Here is a 19,680-nt window from a genome sequence, read left to right as displayed (position 1 = left end):
GACTTGTGTTTTTAAAGTGCTATTACTGTTATCAAAAAATAACAGTTATCTAAACTCAAATTAAATGATTAACTGACAATTGATTACGACCGTTATTTTTTGCCTGATATAACTGCTCATCAGCAAGTTTAATCCAAGCATCAATATTTTCCGATAGTTTCGCATCAGCGACAACAACGCCAATCGACATGGTAATGTTAATGTTAATTGAATCTTCAATATCAGAAGAAAAACAGTGCTGTGCTATCTCTTCGCGCAGTTCTTCGAGCTTTTGCAAAACAGCATTTTTGTCATCATGTTGAGCAACAATAATAAACTCTTCACCACCAAAGCGTGCAACGATATCACTGCGACGGTCAAACTTACCTTTCATTAACTTAGCGACATAGGTTAAACAATTATCACCCACTAAATGGCCATATTGATCATTTAACTTTTTAAAGTGGTCAAGATCTAACATAGCAAGCATCATAGCGGCATCATTTCGTGACAAGATAGCCCGCAACTCGCTAAACTTACTCTCAAGGTAACGGCGGTTATATAGCCCCGTTAAGCTATCTTTATGTGCTAGCTCTTCCAGTGCTTTATTTGCTTTATTCAGCTCTTTAGTACGTTTTGCTACTTTTTCTTCTAAAGCAAGCTGCTGTTTTAATAGTGTTGCTTTCGATTGCTGTAATTTTTCATATAAACTGACAAACTCAGTCGGTGCATCATAGGGTATAACCTTATAACCGGCTTTATTATCCGCTCGAGCAAGCTCTTTTAAAGCAAATGCCAAAGGGCGATTTAAAATATGAGCAAATTGACTGGCCAGTAATAATACTAAAACAAAAATTAAAGACAATGACATGAAAATGGTTAAATACTGTTGCTCAATTAATTGTAAAAATTGGCCATGTTCAATTAAAACCAAGACTTTCCAGCCATTATTTAACGTTACTCTACGATATAAATAGCGTTTCATGTTCGCGCCATGAGTATCGATTATCATAAACTTATCTTGCAGTTCTATATGGTCGAAAGAAGCATTAAATTTTGCTAATTTTGTCAAGGATAAACTCGATTCAGCATAAATAACATTATCATTTTCATCCGTTAACACGACATCGATTTGTCGATCGTTGGCCGCATAACGATTAACCTGATCAAACATATTAAGGTTTAATGAGCCCTCAACTATCCCTGTAGGGCTCTTGCTATTTTTAGCATACAGAGGGGCACTTATTGCAATAATAGGATCAGAGCCAAAGCCTCTACCAAGAAAAACCGGCGAAGTATAAAGTGACTGATGATAAAAAGCTTGAGTGAAATAGGAGCGATCAGAAATACTAAAGCCTGCTTTAGGTAAGTTATCCATTAAAGAACGAGGTGAAGATGCCACTAAATCAGCATCTTGATTGGCAATAAGCATAGTCAAAAAACCCGGATAGAACTCATGCGTTTTACTCAATGAATCATCGTAATCACTTGGCGCAATAATCGAAAGCTTATTTGCTATTTGCGCAATTGCCTTCTTATGTTCATCAACATAGCTTTCAATAATACGGCTCAAGTATTGGCTACTAATATCAAGCTTATCTTCAAACTGCTGTTCTTGTATCTCATTTAAGTTACGACTTAAATACAAGCTAACACCGACCACAAAAAAAGCTGACATGATCCAAAAGATATAATGTAAGTATTGCTTAAGATTTTTTATTAAAGCGGGCTGCTGTGATCTAACCCAAAGATTTAATTTATCGCCAAAAACAAACAGCAAGATAACCGCTAAACTAGTATAAAAAATAGCATTAATACTTTGTTTAAATAAGGAAAAAAGTAAATATCCTTGAGTATCTGGACTATTAAACCAAATCAGTGCTGCCGTCAAAGGCATACCGATAATCAACCAATAAACAAAATCTGCGGTCGGTAAATACCAGCCACGCCCCCGCATATAAGAAACAAAAAGTGCCTCTAAGCCAAAAGTTAAAAAGCCAAACGGATGTCCCCAAATAATAAATAATGGCGCGACACAGATCACAGCACTTAACAATGTTAATGCTGGACGTAAATAAGCTGCGGCTAAAATGAAAGCTAAATTACCAATAACTAAAGAAATGCTATACGCAAGTTCTATTGGAAAGCAGTTAAGCAACGCGCCAACCAGACCCAAAATCACGGCTAATAAGATAGAACGAATTTGGCTAGGCTTAGCCTCGACGGTTGGTTTTTTGAATTTTAGAGCAATTTTAATTGGCAAGCTAGCCATGAATAGTGCACCACATCAATCGTTAGTAAATCGCTAAATTTAACGGTTAAGTTAAAAAGAAAATGCTCTTGAACAGTAACGTCATTTTACTGAATATCAACATTGTGTGTTTAATTTAGCAATATCCATATATTGATTATATAGCTAAAAATAGCCAATAATGATCTTTGACCAAACTATATTGCATTAAATACAAAAGCCCTGTCAATATAATACCAATTGCATTAATTAATTGACCAACTTTATCCACTCTCTCCAACAGAGATTTTTGACTCGTTCAACATCCGCAATGAATGTATTCCAAGCGCGAGAGACCTGTTCCACTATTTCTTCGTAACCTCGAAATACGCGGTTTGATAAGCAACGTTGCCGTAACCATTGCCATACTTGCTCCATCGGGTTCAGCTCCGGAGAATAAGGTGGGAGTTTTAACAGACTGACATTGGTAAATGGGCTGGCCGTATCGATCGTATGCCAGCCCGCGCCATCCATTACAACAACGGCATGACGCCCAGGCTCTGTCGCTTCACTTATTAATTTCAGATGCTGCTTCATCACCTCTTTATTCACAAGAGGGCTGATAAGCGCCTGAGTATTACCATTGCTCGGACACACCGCCCCAAAGACATAGCCATAATCGAATTGCTGTTGCTTTACTACTCTTGGCCTGCTGCCCTTGGCTGCCCATATTCTGGACGTCTGATTTTGCTGACCGAATCGTGCTTCGTCTTGAAACCAGACGTCAACGCGATCCAGAGGAAGATGACCGGGAGTGTGAAGGATCGTTTCCAGCAGGAAATTTTTTAAAAGTGTCCTGGGTTTGTTGTGATTGTTTAGGGTGTTTAGAGCGACTGGTTATCCAACTGAAACCGAGCGCATCCATGATGCGGTATACGTTTCGCAACTGATAATCGATTTGGAAGGTGTCGCTAATGTATTGTCGTACATCCTGTGCAATCAAACGCCCCCCCCTCCTTTTTAACCGCATTTTCTTTGATAAAATGTGCGATCTGTTCTCGCTGGGAGACGGAGAGCTGACAGGGTCTACCCGGACTAGGTTTGGATTGCAGACCTTCAAGTCCGTGCGCCAGATAGTTGGATACCCAGGTATTAACACTGCCTCTGGCAACCCCAAGGTAAGTTGCTATCTGGGTTCGTGTTTCCCCATTCTTGAAATGATACAAAGCTAGATAGCGGGTTCGCAGTTGCCCGTTGGAGGTTTGCTTTGCTAATTGTTTAAAGTCGTCGGCTGTATGCATATCAAAATCACTCGAATATGAATACCACTATTAGATCAAACTTTTAAGACAATTGGTATAATACCAATTCTCATAGCTTGGGTATTATTGCAGGGCTTCGAAAAATTTAATTATCTGTGGTTAATGCCTATAGATCAAACCATATCACTAAACGGGTTTGCTGTTGGTAGTACTATTTTATTGGCAAAACCTGTCACGCTGATATTTTCATCGGTTAAGTTAACATCATCATCCATCAATGTACCATCGCCAAAACGATAAATAATTTGAAAATCACCACTGTCAGCTTGAGCTTGATATTTAGCTCTTGCCTGCTCTACCAGGGAATTTTTATCGCGATAAGTTGCCATACCATCACTACCGTGGCGTTTTTCCATCATAGCTAAGGTTATCGCAGGAGAAAATAAGGTCGCTGTCGCATTATTGCCACCAAAGCCTTTCGAATTAATAAACGCAACATCCATAGCCTGACAATGCCAGTGTTCAGTAGCAATATTTAGCTGTTCATCATGAACGTCATCAGCGACTTTATCAATTGTCGTTATACCTGGCATAATGTTATGTGCAAAAATACCTAACGCCATCGCCACCTGATCACCACTTGCAGGGCCGATAGTATGACCAACAAAGGCTTTTGGCGCTGCTACAGGCCAATCAGTAATATCAAAGCTCTTAGCAACACGATCATAAATTAAAGATTCAGTAACACGATTTTGCGGCGTACTAGAGCCGTGCGCTAAGATAAAGCTGCGTTGCTGAACCGATTCCGCACCGACAATCGATTTAGCCAATGCAACTGCTTTAGCCATAGTAATGTAATTACCTGGACCTGGTGCGGTAATTGATTTCTTTATACCGTCAGCATTGGTGTAAACATCGGCAACTGAGCCTAGCACATTGGCACCCAGTTCAATCGCTAACGCATCGTCAACTAAAATAATAAACTGTGCGGCTTCACCAATAGTAAAACCACAGTTTTCACCAAATGGACGACTAGTACGGCGATGATCTGCAACACCGTTACCATCAATTTTTTTCAAACCTTCTTCATTGGCAAGCGCACTCATATTACCAAAGCCTTCAACAACTTCTGGGGTAATAGCACAGTCATTACTACCCACTATCGCCAAACGAATACGACCGGCTTGAATATCCTGCACTGCTGCTTTTAAGTTATATAAAAACGTTGCACAAGCGCCTGTTGAGGTGAAAGTTGTACCTACATTACCGGTAACATAGGCATTAATAAAATCAGTCGACATGGTGTTTAAACCAAGCGCTAAATTTTTTGTTGATACGCGATCGCCCTTCAAACGGCTCTGCATCATACCACCCACACCTTCTGCTTGAGTTTGACCAAAAACAGATGCTGAATAAGTACCAATTTCATCTGGGCTAACCTTATCAGCGATTTTATTCCAGCTATAACCCGTGGAATGAATAGCGTCTGCAGCGCCAAAAATAGTCGCTTGTAAACCCCGAGGCTGATAACGACTATTGTATAAACTTGCAGGTTTAAAGCCGGTAGGAAATTGCCCTGCCGCTTTAATCGGGTTATCACGTGTTGAGCTGTGACTGACTTCAATTTCGCCAGCAATATCCACACGCACTCGCTTCTCAGCTAATTCAGTGATTTTCCATGTCCGTGGTAACGGGCTTGGTAAATCACGAGCACGAGTTTCAAAGCTTATGCCTTGCTCGCCCACATCCATGGTTAATTTTTGTTGCCAAGGTGTCGCATCAGGATCAAAGTGTTCATGCTCTATTTTACGGATCAAGGTACCGGCTAATATTTCTGCACCGAAGCGCCCTTCAACAGCTGACTTTTCAACGACTGTACCGTCGACATCAACTAACTTACCGTCTCGACTGGTCAATAAATTCATTAAGGTCGCTAAGCCGACAAAAGTCTCTTGGCGAGCTTCAGCATTTAGTTTATCGATAACAATACGACGAAAGCCTTGATGAAATGATGTTCTGCCGGCAGCATTAATGCCGCCCATGCCAATTATAATCGGTAACGCAGTCATGAAAAGTCTCTTTAAATTGCAACTAAATAATTAATATCACTCAGTGTAAGAGTTAGCTATAAAAAATAATACTCATATATAGCCAAAAAATATGTCAAAATAGCCAAATGATAAAAATAACGTAACATTAGCTCCAATGAAGGCAAAATTTAAACGCGATCAAGACAAGACCATTAATATTGCCCTACTACTTTATGATCACATGTTAGCCACCAGTGTCAGTCTGCCTGTTGAAATGTTACGTGCTGGCGAAGCTGTAGCTTTACAGGAAAATCGTCACGCCCCACGGCTATCAATTCAAATGGTTGCCGAGAGTATTAAACCCATATCCACCCGTGCTTTAATTAAATTACTACCAGATACCGATATTGACCATGCTCAACGCCCAGACTTTGCTTTTATCCCTAGCCTCTGGCGTAATCCCAGACCAACAATCGCCGGACAACCTAAAATGCTACAGTGGCTTAGTGATATATGGCAGCAAGGTTCGACCTTAATTGGTGGTGGTACGGGGGTTTGCTTAATGGCTGAAGCGGGTATTTTAGATCATCACCCAGCAACTACTCATTGGCATTATGTCGAACAATTTAAGCGCGATTATCCAAAAGTAGATTTAAAACCAGATTTTTTTATCACCCAATCTGAACGCACTTATTGTGCAGCTAGCCTAAATGCTCTAGCCGACATTGTCGTTCATATTATTTTTCAAGTTTATGGCCAAAATGCCGCACAACAAGTAGAACGTAACTTTTCGCATGAAATAAGAAAACCTTATGAAGAACAGCGCTACTTAGAAGGTGCAGTTGATCGTCATCCCGATGAATTAATCAGCCAAATACAATTCTGGCTAAAAACTAATTTAAATTCAGCGCTGACGTTAAATGATATCGCGCAACAATTTGGTATCAGCCAACGTTCGTTTACCCGTCGCTTTAAACTCGCCACGGGTATCAATGCCACGCAATATTGGCAACAGCTAAAAATAGAAACGGCAAAAGACCTATTAGGGGCAAGTAATTTATCAATTCAAGAAGTTGCTTTTCAAGTCGGCTATCAAGACCAAGCAAACTTTACCCGTCTCTTTAAGCAAGTACTCAACTTAACACCCAAAGCCTATCGCGCTATGGTGAGAAAGAAATTATTTACTAATGATTAACTATCTCCCGGTGATACCGCAACCTGCAGTATCATCGGGATAACACAAAAGTTTGGTCGTTTAAACGCCCATATTCGTCATTTAGTGTGCCAGCTATTGGCAGAATTCACTATGTAAAAAGCTGATCAGCTTCACCACTGAAGGGTTCGCAATGCTGTAAAAAATAGTCTGAGATTCTCGGCGTGTTTTGACCAAACCATCTTGGCGTAATCTCGCTAAATGCTGTGATAAACTTGATTGGCTTAGCTCAATAACGTTATTAAGCGCAGTAACGGACATTTCTTTCTCGCCTAAATGACACAATATTAACAGCCGATGTTGGTTACTCATGGCTTTCAATAAATCAGCAGCCTGAGCAGAATTTTCCTGCATGTCTTTTATATTAATTTCTGCTAACTCAGCCATTTACTTCTCTCATTCTCATTATTGGTTTATTACAAAATCATCACTAGTTAGCCACGATATTAACCCGACGAATATATGGATAACTAGCAGCACTCGCGTGTTCTTTAAACAAAAATAAAATAGCCCCAACTCACCATCAGCAACACCCAAGGCAATATTGATAATACTCTAGTGCTTGCGGTGGAAACCTTTGCATTATCGGTTGTCGATGGTAATGCTTCCGTTGTCGTTGTACTCGTTTTCGCAACTAAACCTTTTTTGCGTTGTTTATCACGTTCGCGCGCTTTAATTTTTTGCTGTTTTTTATATTCACTAATGCCTTTCTCAATACCTTGGGCAATTAATTTCGTTTGTTCTTTGGTTTGAGATTTTTTCTGCGTGCCTTTAGCTATACGTAAAGCTTCACTTTGAGTTTCGTTTGAAACTTGAGCTGTCAAAACTAAAATCCTTAATCATTTTATTATTCATTATATAATGCCATTAATCTTGCTAAACTATCAGCAAAAATTTTTATTGCCACCACATTAGCCAAAATATAGAGAACAGCATGAGCGATTTACTTAGCACCGCAAAAAACCAAATTACACAAATGTTATCAATGCAAGATGCGATGAATTCACGGGTGAGTGAAACATGGCGAGATAACAATTATGAATGGTATCGTGCCATTTGGGTTGAGTGTGCAGAAATGCTTGATCACCATGGTTGGAAGTGGTGGAAACATCAAGAAATTGACCTACCACAAGTCCAGTTAGAACTGGTTGATATTTTTCATTTCGGTTTGAGCTTACGACTTATGAGTGGTGATTCGATTGCTGATATTAGCCAGACTTTAGCAGCAGAATTAACTCAAAATAGCGGTGAAGAAGATTTTAAAATTGCTTTAGAAACGCTGGCCTCAAAAGCGGTCACTAACCAAGCTTTTGATGCCTTGGCACTTGCCGATTGTATGCGTTTAACGTCAATGGATTTAGCTGAATTGTTTCGTCAATATGTTGGTAAAAATACCTTAAACTTTTTCCGTCAAGATCACGGCTATAAAGACGGTAGCTATATCAAAGTATGGCATGGTGAAGAAGATAATGAAGTGCTAGCAAATTTAGTTAACTCATTAGATGCTAACGCTGATGATTTTCAACAGCAGCTTTATAGTGCCTTAGAAGCTAAATACCCAAAGCAGTAAATATATAAAAATCAAATGGTTAATTAGTTATATAAAGCTTTAAGATATAATTAATTAACCAATGAGATCTTAGTGTGATCTCTGGCTCAATTTTTGCTTATCTAATGTTCTAAGATAAACGTCAAGAATTTGAACTGCCGGAGATGTATATGGAACTCATTCTATTTGCCATGATCAGCCTAATTGTTATTGTTGCTATGCTTGCAAGTCGCTTAAACGACAATAGCTTTCCTTTTCCTTTCGATCGTAAAACTGCTTTATTCACTCCCGCAGAAAAAAACTTTCAAAACCTTGTTGAACAAGCAATGGGCACAAAATATCGCATTATAAATCGCGTTAAGCTGGCCGACATTGTTAGCATTCGTAATGGGGTATCAAATCGAGCGGGCCAAACCGCGGTAAATAATGCCAATAGTAAATATTTAGACTTTGTAATTTGTGAACGCGACAGCATGAAAATGCTTGGCGTGATTGACTTAGTCGACACCCAAGGTAAGGGTTATAAAGTTAAAAAAGATTGGTTTGTCAGTGGTGCGCTTGAAGCCGCAGCTATTCCACATATTCGAATTAAAGTAAAAGCGAATTATACCATTGATGAAATTCGCGCTTGCATTAACAGCCGAATACTCGGTAACAATGCACCAACCCCACAAGTAAAGGGAAGAATTATTCCAGCACCTTTAGTCAGAGCTCGGCCAAGAACAGTTGGCGCATTAAGCCCTGCTGCGGCTCAAGCCATGTTGCCCAAAGATACACCAGCAATGGCTAGGCAGCTTGCCTCACCGCAAGCCGCTGCGCTACCGCACTAACCCCCCCATGATACTTCATGGGTATGTACCCATACCATAAACTTAAAGCAGATTTACAGATCTGCTTTTTTGTTAATACTGAAGAAAGATTTTACGCGTAATCCACGTTATAATCCGCGCATAAACTATAGACATAACTTAGCGAAACACCTCACTAAGACTTTTACAGGATTAAATTTATGAAAGCAGGTATTATCGGCGCAATGGAGCCAGAAGTTGCGATTTTAAAAGCTAAACTAGAAAACTGCCATACATCGACACATGCCGGCTATACCTTTTACCAAGGCTTATTAGATGGCACTGACGTGGTTATTGTTCAGTCCGGTATCGGTAAAGTTGCTGCCGCACTTGCCACAGCGATACTGATTGATAAATTTCAACCTGATTATGTTGTTAATACTGGCTCTGCTGGCGGCTTTGAGCAATCGCTGAAAGTAGGCGATATTGTCATCAGCTCAGAAGTTCGTTACCACGATGTTGACGTTACCGCTTTCGGTTATGAAATAGGTCAATTGCCTGCCAACCCACCGGCATACATACCACATCCTGAATTGGTCGCGGCAGCCAAGATCGGGATTAATTCACTTGCGAATATTCAAACCTTGGTTGGCTTGATCACTACAGGGGATACCTTTATGACCAAAGATGAAGATATTGCCAAAGCAAGAGCCAATTTTCCGACCATGGCAGCAGTAGAAATGGAAGGCGCGGCTATTGCCCATACCTGTCATCAGTTCAACACTCCTTTTGTCGTTATTCGCTCAATGTCAGACATTGCGGGTAAAGAATCACCAAGCTCATTTGAAGCTTACTTAGAAACAGCATCAGTTAACTCATCAGTGCTGGTTACCAGCATGTTAGCGGCACTCAAAGGCAAAACACTAAACTAATGGAAAATCTGAGTAATATCCTCACCAGTTCGCATTTTTATTCTGCTGCCTTCATGCTGTTACTAGTGATGGCATTAAAAGCCTGTATTGGACAGTTTGTTACTCAGCAACCATTAGCTTTTTTTAACTTTTATTGTCAGCGTTTGGCCGATAAAGTCAATAAATCAAGCAACAGTGCCCGTCAACAAAACATTTCCGGTTTAATCGCCATTATAGTTACACTCACGCCATTACTCATTATTCTCTGGTTATTTGAGGCTTTTATTGAAGTGTATTGGCTGTGGCATGCATTATTGCTCTACCTTGCCTTAGGCAGCTTTGGTTTAACTAAAACCAGTAAAAATGTGGCACGCGAGCTAGTCGCCAATAACAACTATCAAGCTAAACAAAAAATAGCAGCTTTCTTATTGCGCAGCACCGAGCAATTATCACCGTTAGGTATCAGTAAAGCCTGTATTGAAACACAAGTGTTACGTAGCTCACAATTACTGGTTTGCGTCGGATTTTACTATCTCGTGTTCGGACCTCTGGCAGCGTTAACCTTTCGTTTATTACTAGAAATGCATTACGCCTGGAACATAAAGCTTGCTCGTTTCATCCATTTTGGCGCCGCCATTAATCATATTGTAAAACTCTTACAGTGGTTACCATGCCGACTATTTACCTTAGTACTATTACTCGGTACTGTTGGTCAGAACACGTTACTTTATTGGCGCTTAATACGCGGCAAATTTTTCCACACAGATAACAGTATATTATTACATGTGCTAGCCTTAGGTTTAGCGGTTAAACTCAGTGGTGTTGCTATGTATGACGGCAATAAAGTACGTAAAACTAGCTTTAATGACTCAGCAAGGCAGCCACAAGCTACCGATATTATTCATGCGAGCAAACGCATAAATTATGCGCTTTACCTACTCATTTTAATGATGATGCTACTCGCGATAATTTCCTATAGTATTACTGATTAAGACCAACAGCCATACGATAAAAGCCCTTTGCTATTATTAAGATTCAGGTACACTATAATTCTTAAAATGAACGGCTAAATTTCACTTACTTTAAGGCCATATCATGAAACTGATTAAATTGTCGCTAGTTACTTTATTAAGTGTCATTTCGCTGCTCTCTTTTGCCCAGCAAACGGTCACAATTTCACAACAAGAGCTGTTAACTTTAATGGCAACACCAAACAAACAGACGATAATATTAGATGTGCGTAGCGCTGAAGAGTTTGCCGAAGGTCATATCAAAGGGGCAATTAATATTAGCCATGAGCAGATTAACGCTAATCTAAGTAAAATTAGCGCCTTTAAAGATCAAACTGTTATTGTACATTGTCGTTCAGGTCGTCGTGCTATCAGCGCAGAAAACGATCTTCGTGCCGCTGGTTTTAGCGATCTTCGTCACCTTGAGGGTGATATGAACGGTTGGCAAGCTGCTAATTTACCCTTAATAAAATAACAAGCGAGATAAATGACAGAATTACTCTATTGGCTTGATATATTTGGTATTGTCGTTTTTGCCTTTTCCGGGGCATTAATGGCCGGACGCTATAAACTTGACCCTTTTGGAGTGGTCGTTCTGTCTGCCGTCACCGCGATTGGCGGGGGCACCATGCGCGACGTTATTTTACAAACGCCAGTATTTTGGCTGCAGAACCCCGTTTACCTCTATGTTATTTTAACCACAGCAGCACTCACCATTATTTTTATTCGTTCACCCAAGCGTATCCCTAAACGTTTTTTATTAGTCTCAGACGCTTTTGGTTTAGCTTTATTCGCCGTACTGGGCACAGAGAAAGCACTCAGCTTAGGTTCTTCCATTCCTGTAGCCATTGTTATGGGTATGATGACGGGTGTTGCCGGTGGTATGCTGCGCGATATATTATGTAATGTAATACCAATGATTTTACGACAAGAAATTTATGCCACGGCCGCTATTTTAGGCGGCACGTTATATACATTATTACGCTATTTATCCGTACCTGAACATATCGCTATTATAACAGCGATACTTGGCGCATTAGTATTGCGTTTAGCCGCAATTTATTGGCGCGTGACCCTACCCGCTTTTGATATAATCGAACCGGAAGAAAGCAAAAAAGACCAAGAATAGCCAGCTGGACTATGCATGATCTTTTTCTTTTATAACTTGATAAGCTCAATTATATCAGCTACTAACTTAGGCAGAATAACTTGCAACGTCAGTTAGCAATATTTGAGGCACTTATGCCTCGATACCCCAACCATCATTATAACCTTTGAATTTTGTCGCTAGCAGTTCAAATTCAGCTTCTTGTGCAATAATCGCGTCATAACTTGGTACCATGCTAACCGTACAGTTAACATCCCATACATTTGGCAATTCATCGGGCACTAGCTCAACTGGCATATCTGGCGCTTGCTCTGCTAAGTGAGCAACCATAGCTTGTGCGTGTTGCTCTTGTTCAAATAACTGAAAAAACACTACCTGGTGAATTTCGTTTAAATCAATGCCCGCAGTTTGCATTTCAGCTAAAACTTGGCCGGTTTCATCATTTGGGAAGGTCATATCACATACAAATTATTAAAAACAATACCTTATTATATACCCAAAGCCATTCAAGATGCTCGTTCGACTGGCAATTAATACCATACAATTACTTTTGCTTGATGCTATCACGTAGACAAAGGGCGGCAGACAGATAATTTAGTGGTAACAACCGATGAATTTCGCACTTTGACTTAGTGATTTCTGCCACTAATGAGTGGTACTTATTAACGTACAAATATTTTGCTGACACGCCAATTGCGCAGTTGAATTTATGGTTGGGCATTGCTCGATAATAAGGTCTTTCGTGGCTATTTTTTTCAGCTGTGATGCACCGATAATATTACTAGCAAGTCGACAGTCGATATTTTTAAATCTAACGGTCAACACCTGACATTGCGCTATTGTCACGCAAGTTAAATTATTAATCAGCGTTGTTTCAAAGCTTTTCATCACGCTTTTATCATCTGATGGTGACGGTATTTCAGCATCATCGGCATGATTATAATGACTAAGATTACGTTGTTGTTCTCGCTTTTGTTGTTGCAACTGAGCATCGTGTTCTAGCTGATTTTTTAACAAGGTAGTCGATTTTTCGTTCTCAGATAATAAATAGCCTAAGCCGAGTAATATGATCAAAAGACCGACACACCCTATCAGTGTGATAATTAACCATTTAACCATTAAGCAGGCTCTTTGCTTGAGTTAGCGCTTACTTTACTTTTCTTACCTTGTGGAAAATCACGCAGCATACTATCAACCGCAGTGGTTATTTTTTCCTGCGTTTCGCGGCTATTATCATCTGCTTTAAATTTCAATGGATAAACACTACGCCACACTGAGCGTTGGCTTTTAGGATCGATAATATCGAGGATCAAACTACCTGGACGTAGTTTATTTTCTAACTCAGCATGCGTTGCTTGACCCGCTCTTAAGCAATAGCCGCAATATTTTACCTCGCGATTATATTTTTCTAACTCAAAAGCACGATGATCCAGAAGGTGATAAGCAATAACAATATCAGCTTTTTTTAGTGTTTTATAGCTAAAACCATTGCCATCAAAGCCTTGTTCAATCGCTAGTTCGATGTTATTGCGTGTACTGTCACTGAGGTTTTGTAAGTCACCAAATGTCGAATTACGACCATAAGTGCTATAACTTTCAATCGAGGAAAAATCAAAGCCATCACGAAATGACGTCGTAGCTGTTATAGTCGAACAAGCAACAAGGTTGATCATTAAAATTAAACAGCTAAGTGACCTAATACTTATCATAGTATCTTCAAGAAAAAAATTAATGACACTAGATTACCTAGCTGTGCTGAGATTACAACATCTGCTGACGATATAAACGTTAACTTATTGCAGTGATTGATAACTAACCGCGTTAAAGTCAATAACACTACCACCGAATTCTGTCGCAAAAGCATCAGCATCTGTTTTTGCTGAAAAGCTCGCCAAAGTTTTCCCCATAGCGCCAATTTTATCTGAGCCTACCACGTACCAAGCTTTACGTGCATCAATAAAGTAGCCGTCATTAGGCGCATCCCATGGCGCTTTACTCATGTCATGAACCAAAATCGTAGTGACATTACGTTTGTTTTCAGGATCAAGATAAAAGCTAAACATATCACGCGTTGAACAGAATTTTTTTACACTATTACCATCTGCTTCAGTTACACCTTGGCGAAATAACTCGGCTTTAGGTCCAGAAAAGTTGCTAATTAGCATGCCACATAAGTGACACTCATCTGCACTTTCAATAGCCACCGCTTGATGAATAATCTGTTGTTGCGCTGACTGTTCAGAACAAGCAACCACAGCGACAAAGATCAGCGAGAATAAAAGTTTACGGAACATGATGAATACCCTTAAAGTTTTTTATTTTTGAAAATAATGGCTGCAATAGCTAATGGAGCAACAACCCAAGCTAATAAAATCGTCAACAATTGGCCTTGTGTTAAATTTGCATTGATAGCAACGGCCAGTGCGCCATTGACATCTGTGCTATCCAAACCAGCAAGATTAATTAAACGAAACACATCCGCTGGATTTAACATCATCAATTGCGTTAATGCTGATTGACTTAGCCCTGAATCTGCGCCAACCAGTAAAGCCAGTAAGGCTAAGTCAAATACCAAAGCAAAAAAGAACCAAGTGATTAAAGCAACGCCTGCCGCTTTAGACTTTTCACTGGCAAGTAAGCTGATCATATAAGCGATAGCGGTAAAGCTTAGGCCTAATAACGTTGCGCTAATAATAAAATAACCAAAGGTTTCAATGATGACAACGTCACCATGTTGAATAAACAGCAGTAACGCTGAGGCACCAAACCCGAGTAACGTGGCTAAAGCAATAATGCCGCCTTGACCAAAAAACTTGCCAAGCAGCAATTGATTTTTACTCAATGGGTACGTTAGCAATAACAACAATGTACCGCCCTCTTGTTCACCAACAAAACTGTCATAACTGAGCAGCAAAGCAATCAGGGGGATCAAAAATACAGCTAAACTCGCTAAGCTAGCAATGGTGGTGGATAACGACGTAACACCAACAGTACCTGAAGCCGCGGCACCAAAGTAAGTCAAGCCTACGGATAATACAGCGAAAATCAAGGTTATCGACAGCAACCAGCGATTGCGTAGGCCATCATGAAACTCTTTATTAGCGACAGTTAGTATTTCTCTCATTACGCACCTGCCTTGGTATTTTCTATTTTCATTTGCTCTGCTTGTGCTAAATAATACTGATAAACTTGTTCTAAATTTGCCGACTCAACCGCAATATCACTTAGGCTTTCATCTGCCAATAAATAGCGTAAAACTTTAAGTTTGTCTTGTTCAGGTACCGTTAAATAGCCAGCCGAATTGACATATGTTTTGACCATTGGATGTTCAAGTAATGCTACATTTAACCCTTGTGGTTTAATTTGCGTTGGTAAACTTGCTGCCGCTCGTAGTTCAGCAATAGTACCAAGCGCTAAGGTTTTACCACCTGAAATAATCATCGCGCGGTCAATATGCTGCTCAACCCCCGGCAAAACATGAGAACAAAGCACCACACTCGTTCCTTGAGTTTTTAATTGATCTACACTGTTATAAAATTCTGCCGTCGCATTGGGATCTAAACCGACGGTGGGTTCATCAAGCAATAATAATTTCGGTTCGCCAATAAAGGCTTGTGCTAAACCTAAACGCTGACGCATGCCCTTAGAATAAGTTTTTACTTGCCGGTCCATGGCATGAGCAATACCGACTTGCTCCAGAAGAGCCTTGGCATGCTTTTTTGTCTGACCTTTTAAGCGAGCAAAATAACTTAGTACCTCTAAACCAGTTAATTGTTCGTAGAACATGACATTTTCTGGCAAATAGCCCATTTTTGCTCGCATATGCCATGCTGATTTATCATCAGGCTTCATGCCCATCACGCTAACATCGCCAGCATCGGCAGAAATTACGCCTAAAATAAGCTTCATCATGGTGGTTTTGCCAGCGCCATTATGGCCAAACAAACCGAGTACTTCTCCCTGCGCTAGTTGCAGGTTAATGGATGATAACGCCGGCAAACTTTTATAGTTTTTACTGACATTTTCAAGGGAAACTAAGGGTGTTTTCATTATGGTTGACTTGCCTTATTCGCATGAACTTCTGACTGACCATCACTTGCTTGGAGTAATGACGCGATATGACTTGCTCTCTTTGGCACTGCTGAAGGTTGCATGAGTGGAAAGCTGTCTTTAACGCCTGGTGGCTTTAAAACCGGAAACTCTTTTTGTATCCAACGTAATATTAATACTACCGGGCTATCCATGATCATTTTCATTTCTGGGTAGCGCCAAATGAGTTGGTCAATGCCGTCGTTTGGTTCAAAAATAACATCACCAATATTATCACCATTCATATCCCAGCCTAAATAGTTACTCCAATAGTTGCCTTGACCTTCAAAGCTCCATTCTTGTTTTTTATTGGAAACATATTTAACTTGTACCGGATTATTAATAAAACTATTACCGTAGATTTTAATATTCTCTGAACCAGCCGTTAAATGAATGCCAATTTCAGCAGTATCGACACGATTATTTTTAATGGTGTTATAGCCTGAGTTATAAACAAACAAGCCCTTACCGTCTCGACCTAGCACTTTGTTTTCTGGCTTAGTCCAAACGTTTTTAATATCATTATTCTCAAAAGTTGATTCAGTGATAAAGTTGAGTAAAAAACCATAATCTTCTGAGTCACTGGTTTTATTGCCTTTAATGATCAGACGGCGCGAGCTCATTAACGCATAACCCGCACGAGTACTATAAGCTGTGTTATTAATCACTGAATTGTCATATGAATACATATAATGAATACCATAACGTAAATGATGCATGGTATTACCTTCGATAATATTATTTTTACTGGCAATAACATAAATGCCATCACGAACGCCACTCATTTCATTGGCTAAAATGTGAGCATTTTCAATGCTGGATATCTGAATACCGTTACCTCGATCAGCAGAGCGAATGTTGACATTGCCTTGCACGGTATTATTAATCACTTTTGCATGCTTAATTTTATGCAACCAAATACCAAAGCCATCGCCAGTTAATTTGTTATTTTTTATTTCAATGTTTTCAGCTTTAGTTGTCGAGTAAATACCTGAATTTTCATCAGTTAAATTATGGCCCCAATTCTCAATAATAAGATTTTCAACAGTAATATTTGAATTTTTTAGTAATAAAGCATTACCTTGGCCATTGGCATCGATAATGGCGCCGTCTTCACCAGATAAGGTCAATTGACGGTTAATAATAAAATTTCCCAAATAGCGCCCAGCGCTTAATTTAACAATATCACCATCAACACTGGCATCCAGCTTTTGCTGCAGGTTATCTTCAGGCGATAGCCAAATAGTGGCAGCAAAGACATTAAATGAAAAGTGTAGAAAAAGCACAGCAACAAGTAGTTTTCTCAATGATCGTACGCTCAAAAACTCGCCCCTATAAATTAAAAATGCGGCAATAACAAATTGCTATTGCCGCCTATTTTACGCTGACTTATCAAGTTATCCTAGTACTAACATAACGTTAGCTGTGAATAAAAATTCGTTCAACGCTAGCCTATTCAAACATCAACTAACACCCGCAAACACATTACCATACCGTTTATCTACGGCTGTTGACAGCAACACTCTGCTACTGTCAACACTATGTACTTGCTAATGTCTGTTGTGCGCTTAATTAAGCTTCAACTAGCATACGGCCACGCATTTCCATGTGTAACGCGTGACAGAACCAGTTACAGTAGTACCACTGTACGCCTGGTTGATTAGCCGTAAAGGTAATCGATGCTGTTGCTTGTGGACCAATTTCCATTTGTACACCATGGTTAGTCATACAGAAACCATGGGTGACATCTTCAACTTGATCGAGGTTAGTAACGATAACGGTAACTTCGTCACCTAGCTTAACTTTAAACTCAGACATACCGTAAGTTGGTGCGATAGACGTCATGTATACACGTACTTTCTTACCGTCACGAATGACTTTATTATCAGTATAAACATCGACGCCGTCTTTTTTCGCCATAGCTTTTGTTTCAGCAAAGATTGGATCAGTGCGTGGCCATAATTTTAACGGTTTCATTTTGCTGCGATGAACCATGATACAGTCATGCGGTTCGGCAAATGTTGGACCATCATGTACAAGCTTCATTTCATCACCAGAAATATCAATTAACTGATCGTTTTCTGGGCGTAATGGTCCAACAGGCAAGAACCGATCTTTAGAGAACTTACAAAGTGAGATTAACCATTTACCGTCAGCATCACGCGTTTCACCTTGTGTAGTATGGTTATGACCTGGTTGGTAATGTACATCTAATTTTTGACGAATATAATTAACTTTTTTGCCGTTATGCGCATCAATAGCATCTTGTACATTCCATTTAGCAATTTGACTATCAAGGAATAAAGTAGTGTACGCATTGCCTTTGTTATCAAATGCGGTATGCAATGGCCCTAAGCCTAGTTCTGGTTCAGCAACGATGGTATCGCGTGGCTTAATTTTATCAGCAAATAATGCATCTAATTTCTTAATTGAAATAATTGACACTGTTGGCGATAACTTACCGTTTGCCACAAAGTACTCGCCGTTAGGAGAAGTATTTAAACCATGTGGTGATTTTGGTACTGGGATATAACGGGTTAAATCTGAACCTTTACGTCCATCTAATACTGGCACATTATTACCGTTGTAAGTTTTATACTTACCCGCTTTAAGTGCAGCTTCACAAGCAGCTAAACTGAAGATGACCACATGATCACGCTCAGCAGAGATCATTTCACCTAAGTTCATGCCCATTTCTGAGTTATAACAGGTTGATGCAAAATATTTACCATCAAAATCTGCGTCTGTGTTATCCAAGTTACCGTCAACCATAACTTGGAAAGCCATTTCCATAGTTTCTGCATTGATAACGTTATAAAGCGAACGATAAGTACTGACATCTTCCATGCCGGCTTTACCATCGTTATTCATTGGAATTTCAAATTCACCATTACAGACAACATATTTAGTGTATGGTACTTTTTGTACTCGTAAACCATGAACCGCTTGTACGTTAGGTACAGTCAACATTTTGTCACATTTCATCACATCACAACGAATACGAGCAACACGAGAGTTAGCTTTATCGTTAATGAAAACGTACTTACCATCATAGCGACCATCTTGCATACTCATATGAGGGTGATGCGAGTCCCCAGCAAGTAAATGTGCGCTTTCGCCCTTAATGCGCTTACTTTCTTCAGTTAAGCCCCAGCCTGTTGCTGAATCGATATTAAATACTGGAATACGCATTAATTCACGCATAGACGGAATACCCATAATACGGACTTCGCCTGAGTGACCACCTGACCAGAAGCCATAGTATTCATCCAAATCTCCCGGATGAACAAAAGCTTCATTTTTTGCATACTCTGCAGCATTGGCTCTTGCCGTGCTTGCAAACATAGCAGCAGTCATTGGAGCAGCAACAGCACCAGCACCCAATAACGCTGTTTTACCAAAAAACTTACGTCTACTTTCGTTCTCTAACTCTACGTTATTAGAGCCATTATCGTCGTTACTCATCACTCTTCTCCATTATGGTTATTTTTAATTAATTTTTAAACTCATC

Annotated in this window: 19 protein-coding genes and 1 pseudogene; 7 read left to right on the top strand and 13 right to left on the bottom strand. The window is 39.8% G+C overall.

Features of this window, described 5'->3' with window-relative positions:
- Nucleotides 1-55: 55 nt before the first annotated feature.
- From FGD67_RS13005 to FGD67_RS12995, 3 genes and pseudogenes are all read right to left on the bottom strand, one after another.
- Nucleotides 56-2,251, bottom strand: a complete 2,196-nt coding sequence (locus tag FGD67_RS13005) for a diguanylate cyclase (protein WP_257171572.1) — start codon at nucleotides 2,249-2,251, stop codon at nucleotides 56-58.
- A 228-nt stretch (nucleotides 2,252-2,479) separates the two neighbouring features.
- Nucleotides 2,480-3,510: pseudogene (locus tag FGD67_RS13000) on the bottom strand (IS630 family transposase).
- 134 nt (nucleotides 3,511-3,644) lie between these two features.
- Nucleotides 3,645-5,540: a beta-ketoacyl synthase gene (locus tag FGD67_RS12995; RefSeq protein ID WP_257171571.1), complete on the bottom strand. Its 1,896-nt coding sequence runs from the start codon at nucleotides 5,538-5,540 to the stop codon at nucleotides 3,645-3,647.
- Nucleotides 5,541-5,676: 136 nt separating this feature from the next.
- Between FGD67_RS12995 and FGD67_RS12990 the strand changes: the two genes are divergently transcribed.
- The gene (locus FGD67_RS12990) at nucleotides 5,677-6,696 is read left to right on the top strand and encodes a GlxA family transcriptional regulator (RefSeq protein WP_257171570.1); all 1,020 of its coding nucleotides are present in this window, start codon (nucleotides 5,677-5,679) and stop codon (nucleotides 6,694-6,696) included.
- Between the two features lie 93 nt (nucleotides 6,697-6,789).
- On the opposite strand, the gene FGD67_RS12985 is transcribed toward FGD67_RS12990, so the two are convergent.
- Nucleotides 6,790-7,101 (bottom strand): metalloregulator ArsR/SmtB family transcription factor, encoded by a 312-nt coding sequence (locus FGD67_RS12985; protein ID WP_257171569.1) that lies wholly within the window; start codon nucleotides 7,099-7,101, stop codon nucleotides 6,790-6,792.
- Nucleotides 7,102-7,205: 104 nt separating this feature from the next.
- Nucleotides 7,206-7,538: a DUF2956 domain-containing protein gene (locus FGD67_RS12980; RefSeq protein ID WP_257171568.1), complete on the bottom strand. Its 333-nt coding sequence runs from the start codon at nucleotides 7,536-7,538 to the stop codon at nucleotides 7,206-7,208.
- 110 nt (nucleotides 7,539-7,648) lie between these two features.
- Between FGD67_RS12980 and FGD67_RS12975 the strand changes: the two genes are divergently transcribed.
- The 6 genes from FGD67_RS12975 (at nucleotide 7,649) to FGD67_RS12950 (ending at nucleotide 12,101) form a co-directional block, all read left to right on the top strand.
- Entirely contained in the window at nucleotides 7,649-8,284 is a 636-nt protein-coding gene (locus tag FGD67_RS12975; RefSeq protein ID WP_257171567.1) for a dUTP diphosphatase, read from the top strand.
- Between the two features lie 149 nt (nucleotides 8,285-8,433).
- Nucleotides 8,434-9,093 (top strand): DUF2726 domain-containing protein, encoded by a 660-nt coding sequence (locus tag FGD67_RS12970; protein WP_257171566.1) that lies wholly within the window; start codon nucleotides 8,434-8,436, stop codon nucleotides 9,091-9,093.
- 179 nt (nucleotides 9,094-9,272) lie between these two features.
- Complete coding sequence (gene mtnN, locus FGD67_RS12965; RefSeq protein ID WP_257171565.1) at nucleotides 9,273-9,983, top strand: 5'-methylthioadenosine/S-adenosylhomocysteine nucleosidase; 711 nt, start codon at nucleotides 9,273-9,275, stop codon at nucleotides 9,981-9,983.
- On the top strand, nucleotides 9,983-10,954 hold the full coding sequence (locus FGD67_RS12960; protein ID WP_257171564.1) for a cobalamin biosynthesis protein: 972 nt from the start codon (nucleotides 9,983-9,985) through the stop codon (nucleotides 10,952-10,954). The genes mtnN and FGD67_RS12960 overlap by 1 nt, the downstream gene beginning before the upstream one ends.
- Nucleotides 10,955-11,057: 103 nt before the next feature.
- Nucleotides 11,058-11,447: a rhodanese-like domain-containing protein gene (locus FGD67_RS12955; RefSeq protein ID WP_257171563.1), complete on the top strand. Its 390-nt coding sequence runs from the start codon at nucleotides 11,058-11,060 to the stop codon at nucleotides 11,445-11,447.
- Between the two features lie 12 nt (nucleotides 11,448-11,459).
- Nucleotides 11,460-12,101 (top strand): trimeric intracellular cation channel family protein, encoded by a 642-nt coding sequence (locus FGD67_RS12950; RefSeq protein WP_257171562.1) that lies wholly within the window; start codon nucleotides 11,460-11,462, stop codon nucleotides 12,099-12,101.
- Nucleotides 12,102-12,212: 111 nt separating this feature from the next.
- On the opposite strand, the gene FGD67_RS12945 is transcribed toward FGD67_RS12950, so the two are convergent.
- From FGD67_RS12945 to nosZ, 8 genes are all read right to left on the bottom strand, one after another.
- Nucleotides 12,213-12,536, bottom strand: coding sequence for a ribonuclease E inhibitor RraB (locus FGD67_RS12945; RefSeq protein ID WP_257171561.1), 324 nt, complete (start codon nucleotides 12,534-12,536; stop codon nucleotides 12,213-12,215).
- 189 nt (nucleotides 12,537-12,725) lie between these two features.
- Nucleotides 12,726-13,199: a hypothetical protein gene (locus FGD67_RS12940; protein WP_257171560.1), complete on the bottom strand. Its 474-nt coding sequence runs from the start codon at nucleotides 13,197-13,199 to the stop codon at nucleotides 12,726-12,728.
- Entirely contained in the window at nucleotides 13,199-13,753 is a 555-nt protein-coding gene (locus tag FGD67_RS12935) for a DUF4136 domain-containing protein (protein WP_257171559.1), read from the bottom strand. Before FGD67_RS12935 ends, FGD67_RS12940 begins: the two co-directional genes overlap by 1 nt.
- Before the next feature lie 120 nt (nucleotides 13,754-13,873).
- On the bottom strand, nucleotides 13,874-14,374 hold the full coding sequence (locus FGD67_RS12930) for a nitrous oxide reductase accessory protein NosL (protein WP_257171558.1): 501 nt from the start codon (nucleotides 14,372-14,374) through the stop codon (nucleotides 13,874-13,876).
- An 11-nt stretch (nucleotides 14,375-14,385) separates the two neighbouring features.
- Complete coding sequence (locus tag FGD67_RS12925; RefSeq protein ID WP_257171557.1) at nucleotides 14,386-15,204, bottom strand: ABC transporter permease; 819 nt, start codon at nucleotides 15,202-15,204, stop codon at nucleotides 14,386-14,388.
- Nucleotides 15,204-16,130, bottom strand: coding sequence for an ABC transporter ATP-binding protein (locus FGD67_RS12920; protein WP_257171556.1), 927 nt, complete (start codon nucleotides 16,128-16,130; stop codon nucleotides 15,204-15,206). Before FGD67_RS12920 ends, FGD67_RS12925 begins: the two co-directional genes overlap by 1 nt.
- Nucleotides 16,130-17,491 carry a nitrous oxide reductase family maturation protein NosD gene (locus FGD67_RS12915; protein ID WP_257171555.1) on the bottom strand — a complete coding sequence of 454 codons (1,362 nt, stop codon included), beginning with the start codon at nucleotides 17,489-17,491 and terminating at the stop codon, nucleotides 16,130-16,132. The genes FGD67_RS12920 and FGD67_RS12915 overlap by 1 nt, the downstream gene beginning before the upstream one ends.
- Before the next feature lie 250 nt (nucleotides 17,492-17,741).
- Nucleotides 17,742-19,634, bottom strand: coding sequence for a TAT-dependent nitrous-oxide reductase (nosZ, locus tag FGD67_RS12910; protein WP_257171554.1), 1,893 nt, complete (start codon nucleotides 19,632-19,634; stop codon nucleotides 17,742-17,744).
- Nucleotides 19,635-19,680 lie beyond the last annotated feature (46 nt).

It is taken from the genome of Colwellia sp. M166 (assembly GCF_024585285.1).
GTDB lineage: Bacteria > Pseudomonadota > Gammaproteobacteria > Enterobacterales > Alteromonadaceae > Cognaticolwellia.
This window is presented reverse-complemented; position numbering and strand designations above follow the sequence as displayed.

What these genes read in the sequence shown, in the direction of transcription:
- FGD67_RS12940 (WP_257171560.1), bottom strand. Translation starts at nt 13,199, where the DNA reads ATGGTTAAATGGTTAATTATCACACTGATAGGGTGTGTCGGTCTTTTG.
- FGD67_RS12920 (WP_257171556.1), bottom strand. Translation starts at nt 16,130, where the DNA reads ATGAAAACACCCTTAGTTTCCCTTGAAAATGTCAGTAAAAACTATAAA.
- mtnN (WP_257171565.1), top strand. Translation starts at nt 9,273, where the DNA reads ATGAAAGCAGGTATTATCGGCGCAATGGAGCCAGAAGTTGCGATTTTA.
- FGD67_RS13005 (WP_257171572.1), bottom strand. Translation starts at nt 2,251, where the DNA reads ATGGCTAGCTTGCCAATTAAAATTGCTCTAAAATTCAAAAAACCAACC.
- FGD67_RS12995 (WP_257171571.1), bottom strand. Translation starts at nt 5,540, where the DNA reads ATGACTGCGTTACCGATTATAATTGGCATGGGCGGCATTAATGCTGCC.
- FGD67_RS12925 (WP_257171557.1), bottom strand. Translation starts at nt 15,204, where the DNA reads ATGAGAGAAATACTAACTGTCGCTAATAAAGAGTTTCATGATGGCCTA.
- FGD67_RS12970 (WP_257171566.1), top strand. Translation starts at nt 8,434, where the DNA reads ATGGAACTCATTCTATTTGCCATGATCAGCCTAATTGTTATTGTTGCT.
- FGD67_RS12975 (WP_257171567.1), top strand. Translation starts at nt 7,649, where the DNA reads ATGAGCGATTTACTTAGCACCGCAAAAAACCAAATTACACAAATGTTA.
- FGD67_RS12950 (WP_257171562.1), top strand. Translation starts at nt 11,460, where the DNA reads ATGACAGAATTACTCTATTGGCTTGATATATTTGGTATTGTCGTTTTT.
- FGD67_RS12945 (WP_257171561.1), bottom strand. Translation starts at nt 12,536, where the DNA reads ATGACCTTCCCAAATGATGAAACCGGCCAAGTTTTAGCTGAAATGCAA.
- FGD67_RS12955 (WP_257171563.1), top strand. Translation starts at nt 11,058, where the DNA reads ATGAAACTGATTAAATTGTCGCTAGTTACTTTATTAAGTGTCATTTCG.
- FGD67_RS12990 (WP_257171570.1), top strand. Translation starts at nt 5,677, where the DNA reads ATGAAGGCAAAATTTAAACGCGATCAAGACAAGACCATTAATATTGCC.
- nosZ (WP_257171554.1), bottom strand. Translation starts at nt 19,634, where the DNA reads ATGAGTAACGACGATAATGGCTCTAATAACGTAGAGTTAGAGAACGAA.
- FGD67_RS12930 (WP_257171558.1), bottom strand. Translation starts at nt 14,374, where the DNA reads ATGTTCCGTAAACTTTTATTCTCGCTGATCTTTGTCGCTGTGGTTGCT.
- FGD67_RS12960 (WP_257171564.1), top strand. Translation starts at nt 9,983, where the DNA reads ATGGAAAATCTGAGTAATATCCTCACCAGTTCGCATTTTTATTCTGCT.
- FGD67_RS12985 (WP_257171569.1), bottom strand. Translation starts at nt 7,101, where the DNA reads ATGGCTGAGTTAGCAGAAATTAATATAAAAGACATGCAGGAAAATTCT.
- FGD67_RS12935 (WP_257171559.1), bottom strand. Translation starts at nt 13,753, where the DNA reads ATGATCAACCTTGTTGCTTGTTCGACTATAACAGCTACGACGTCATTT.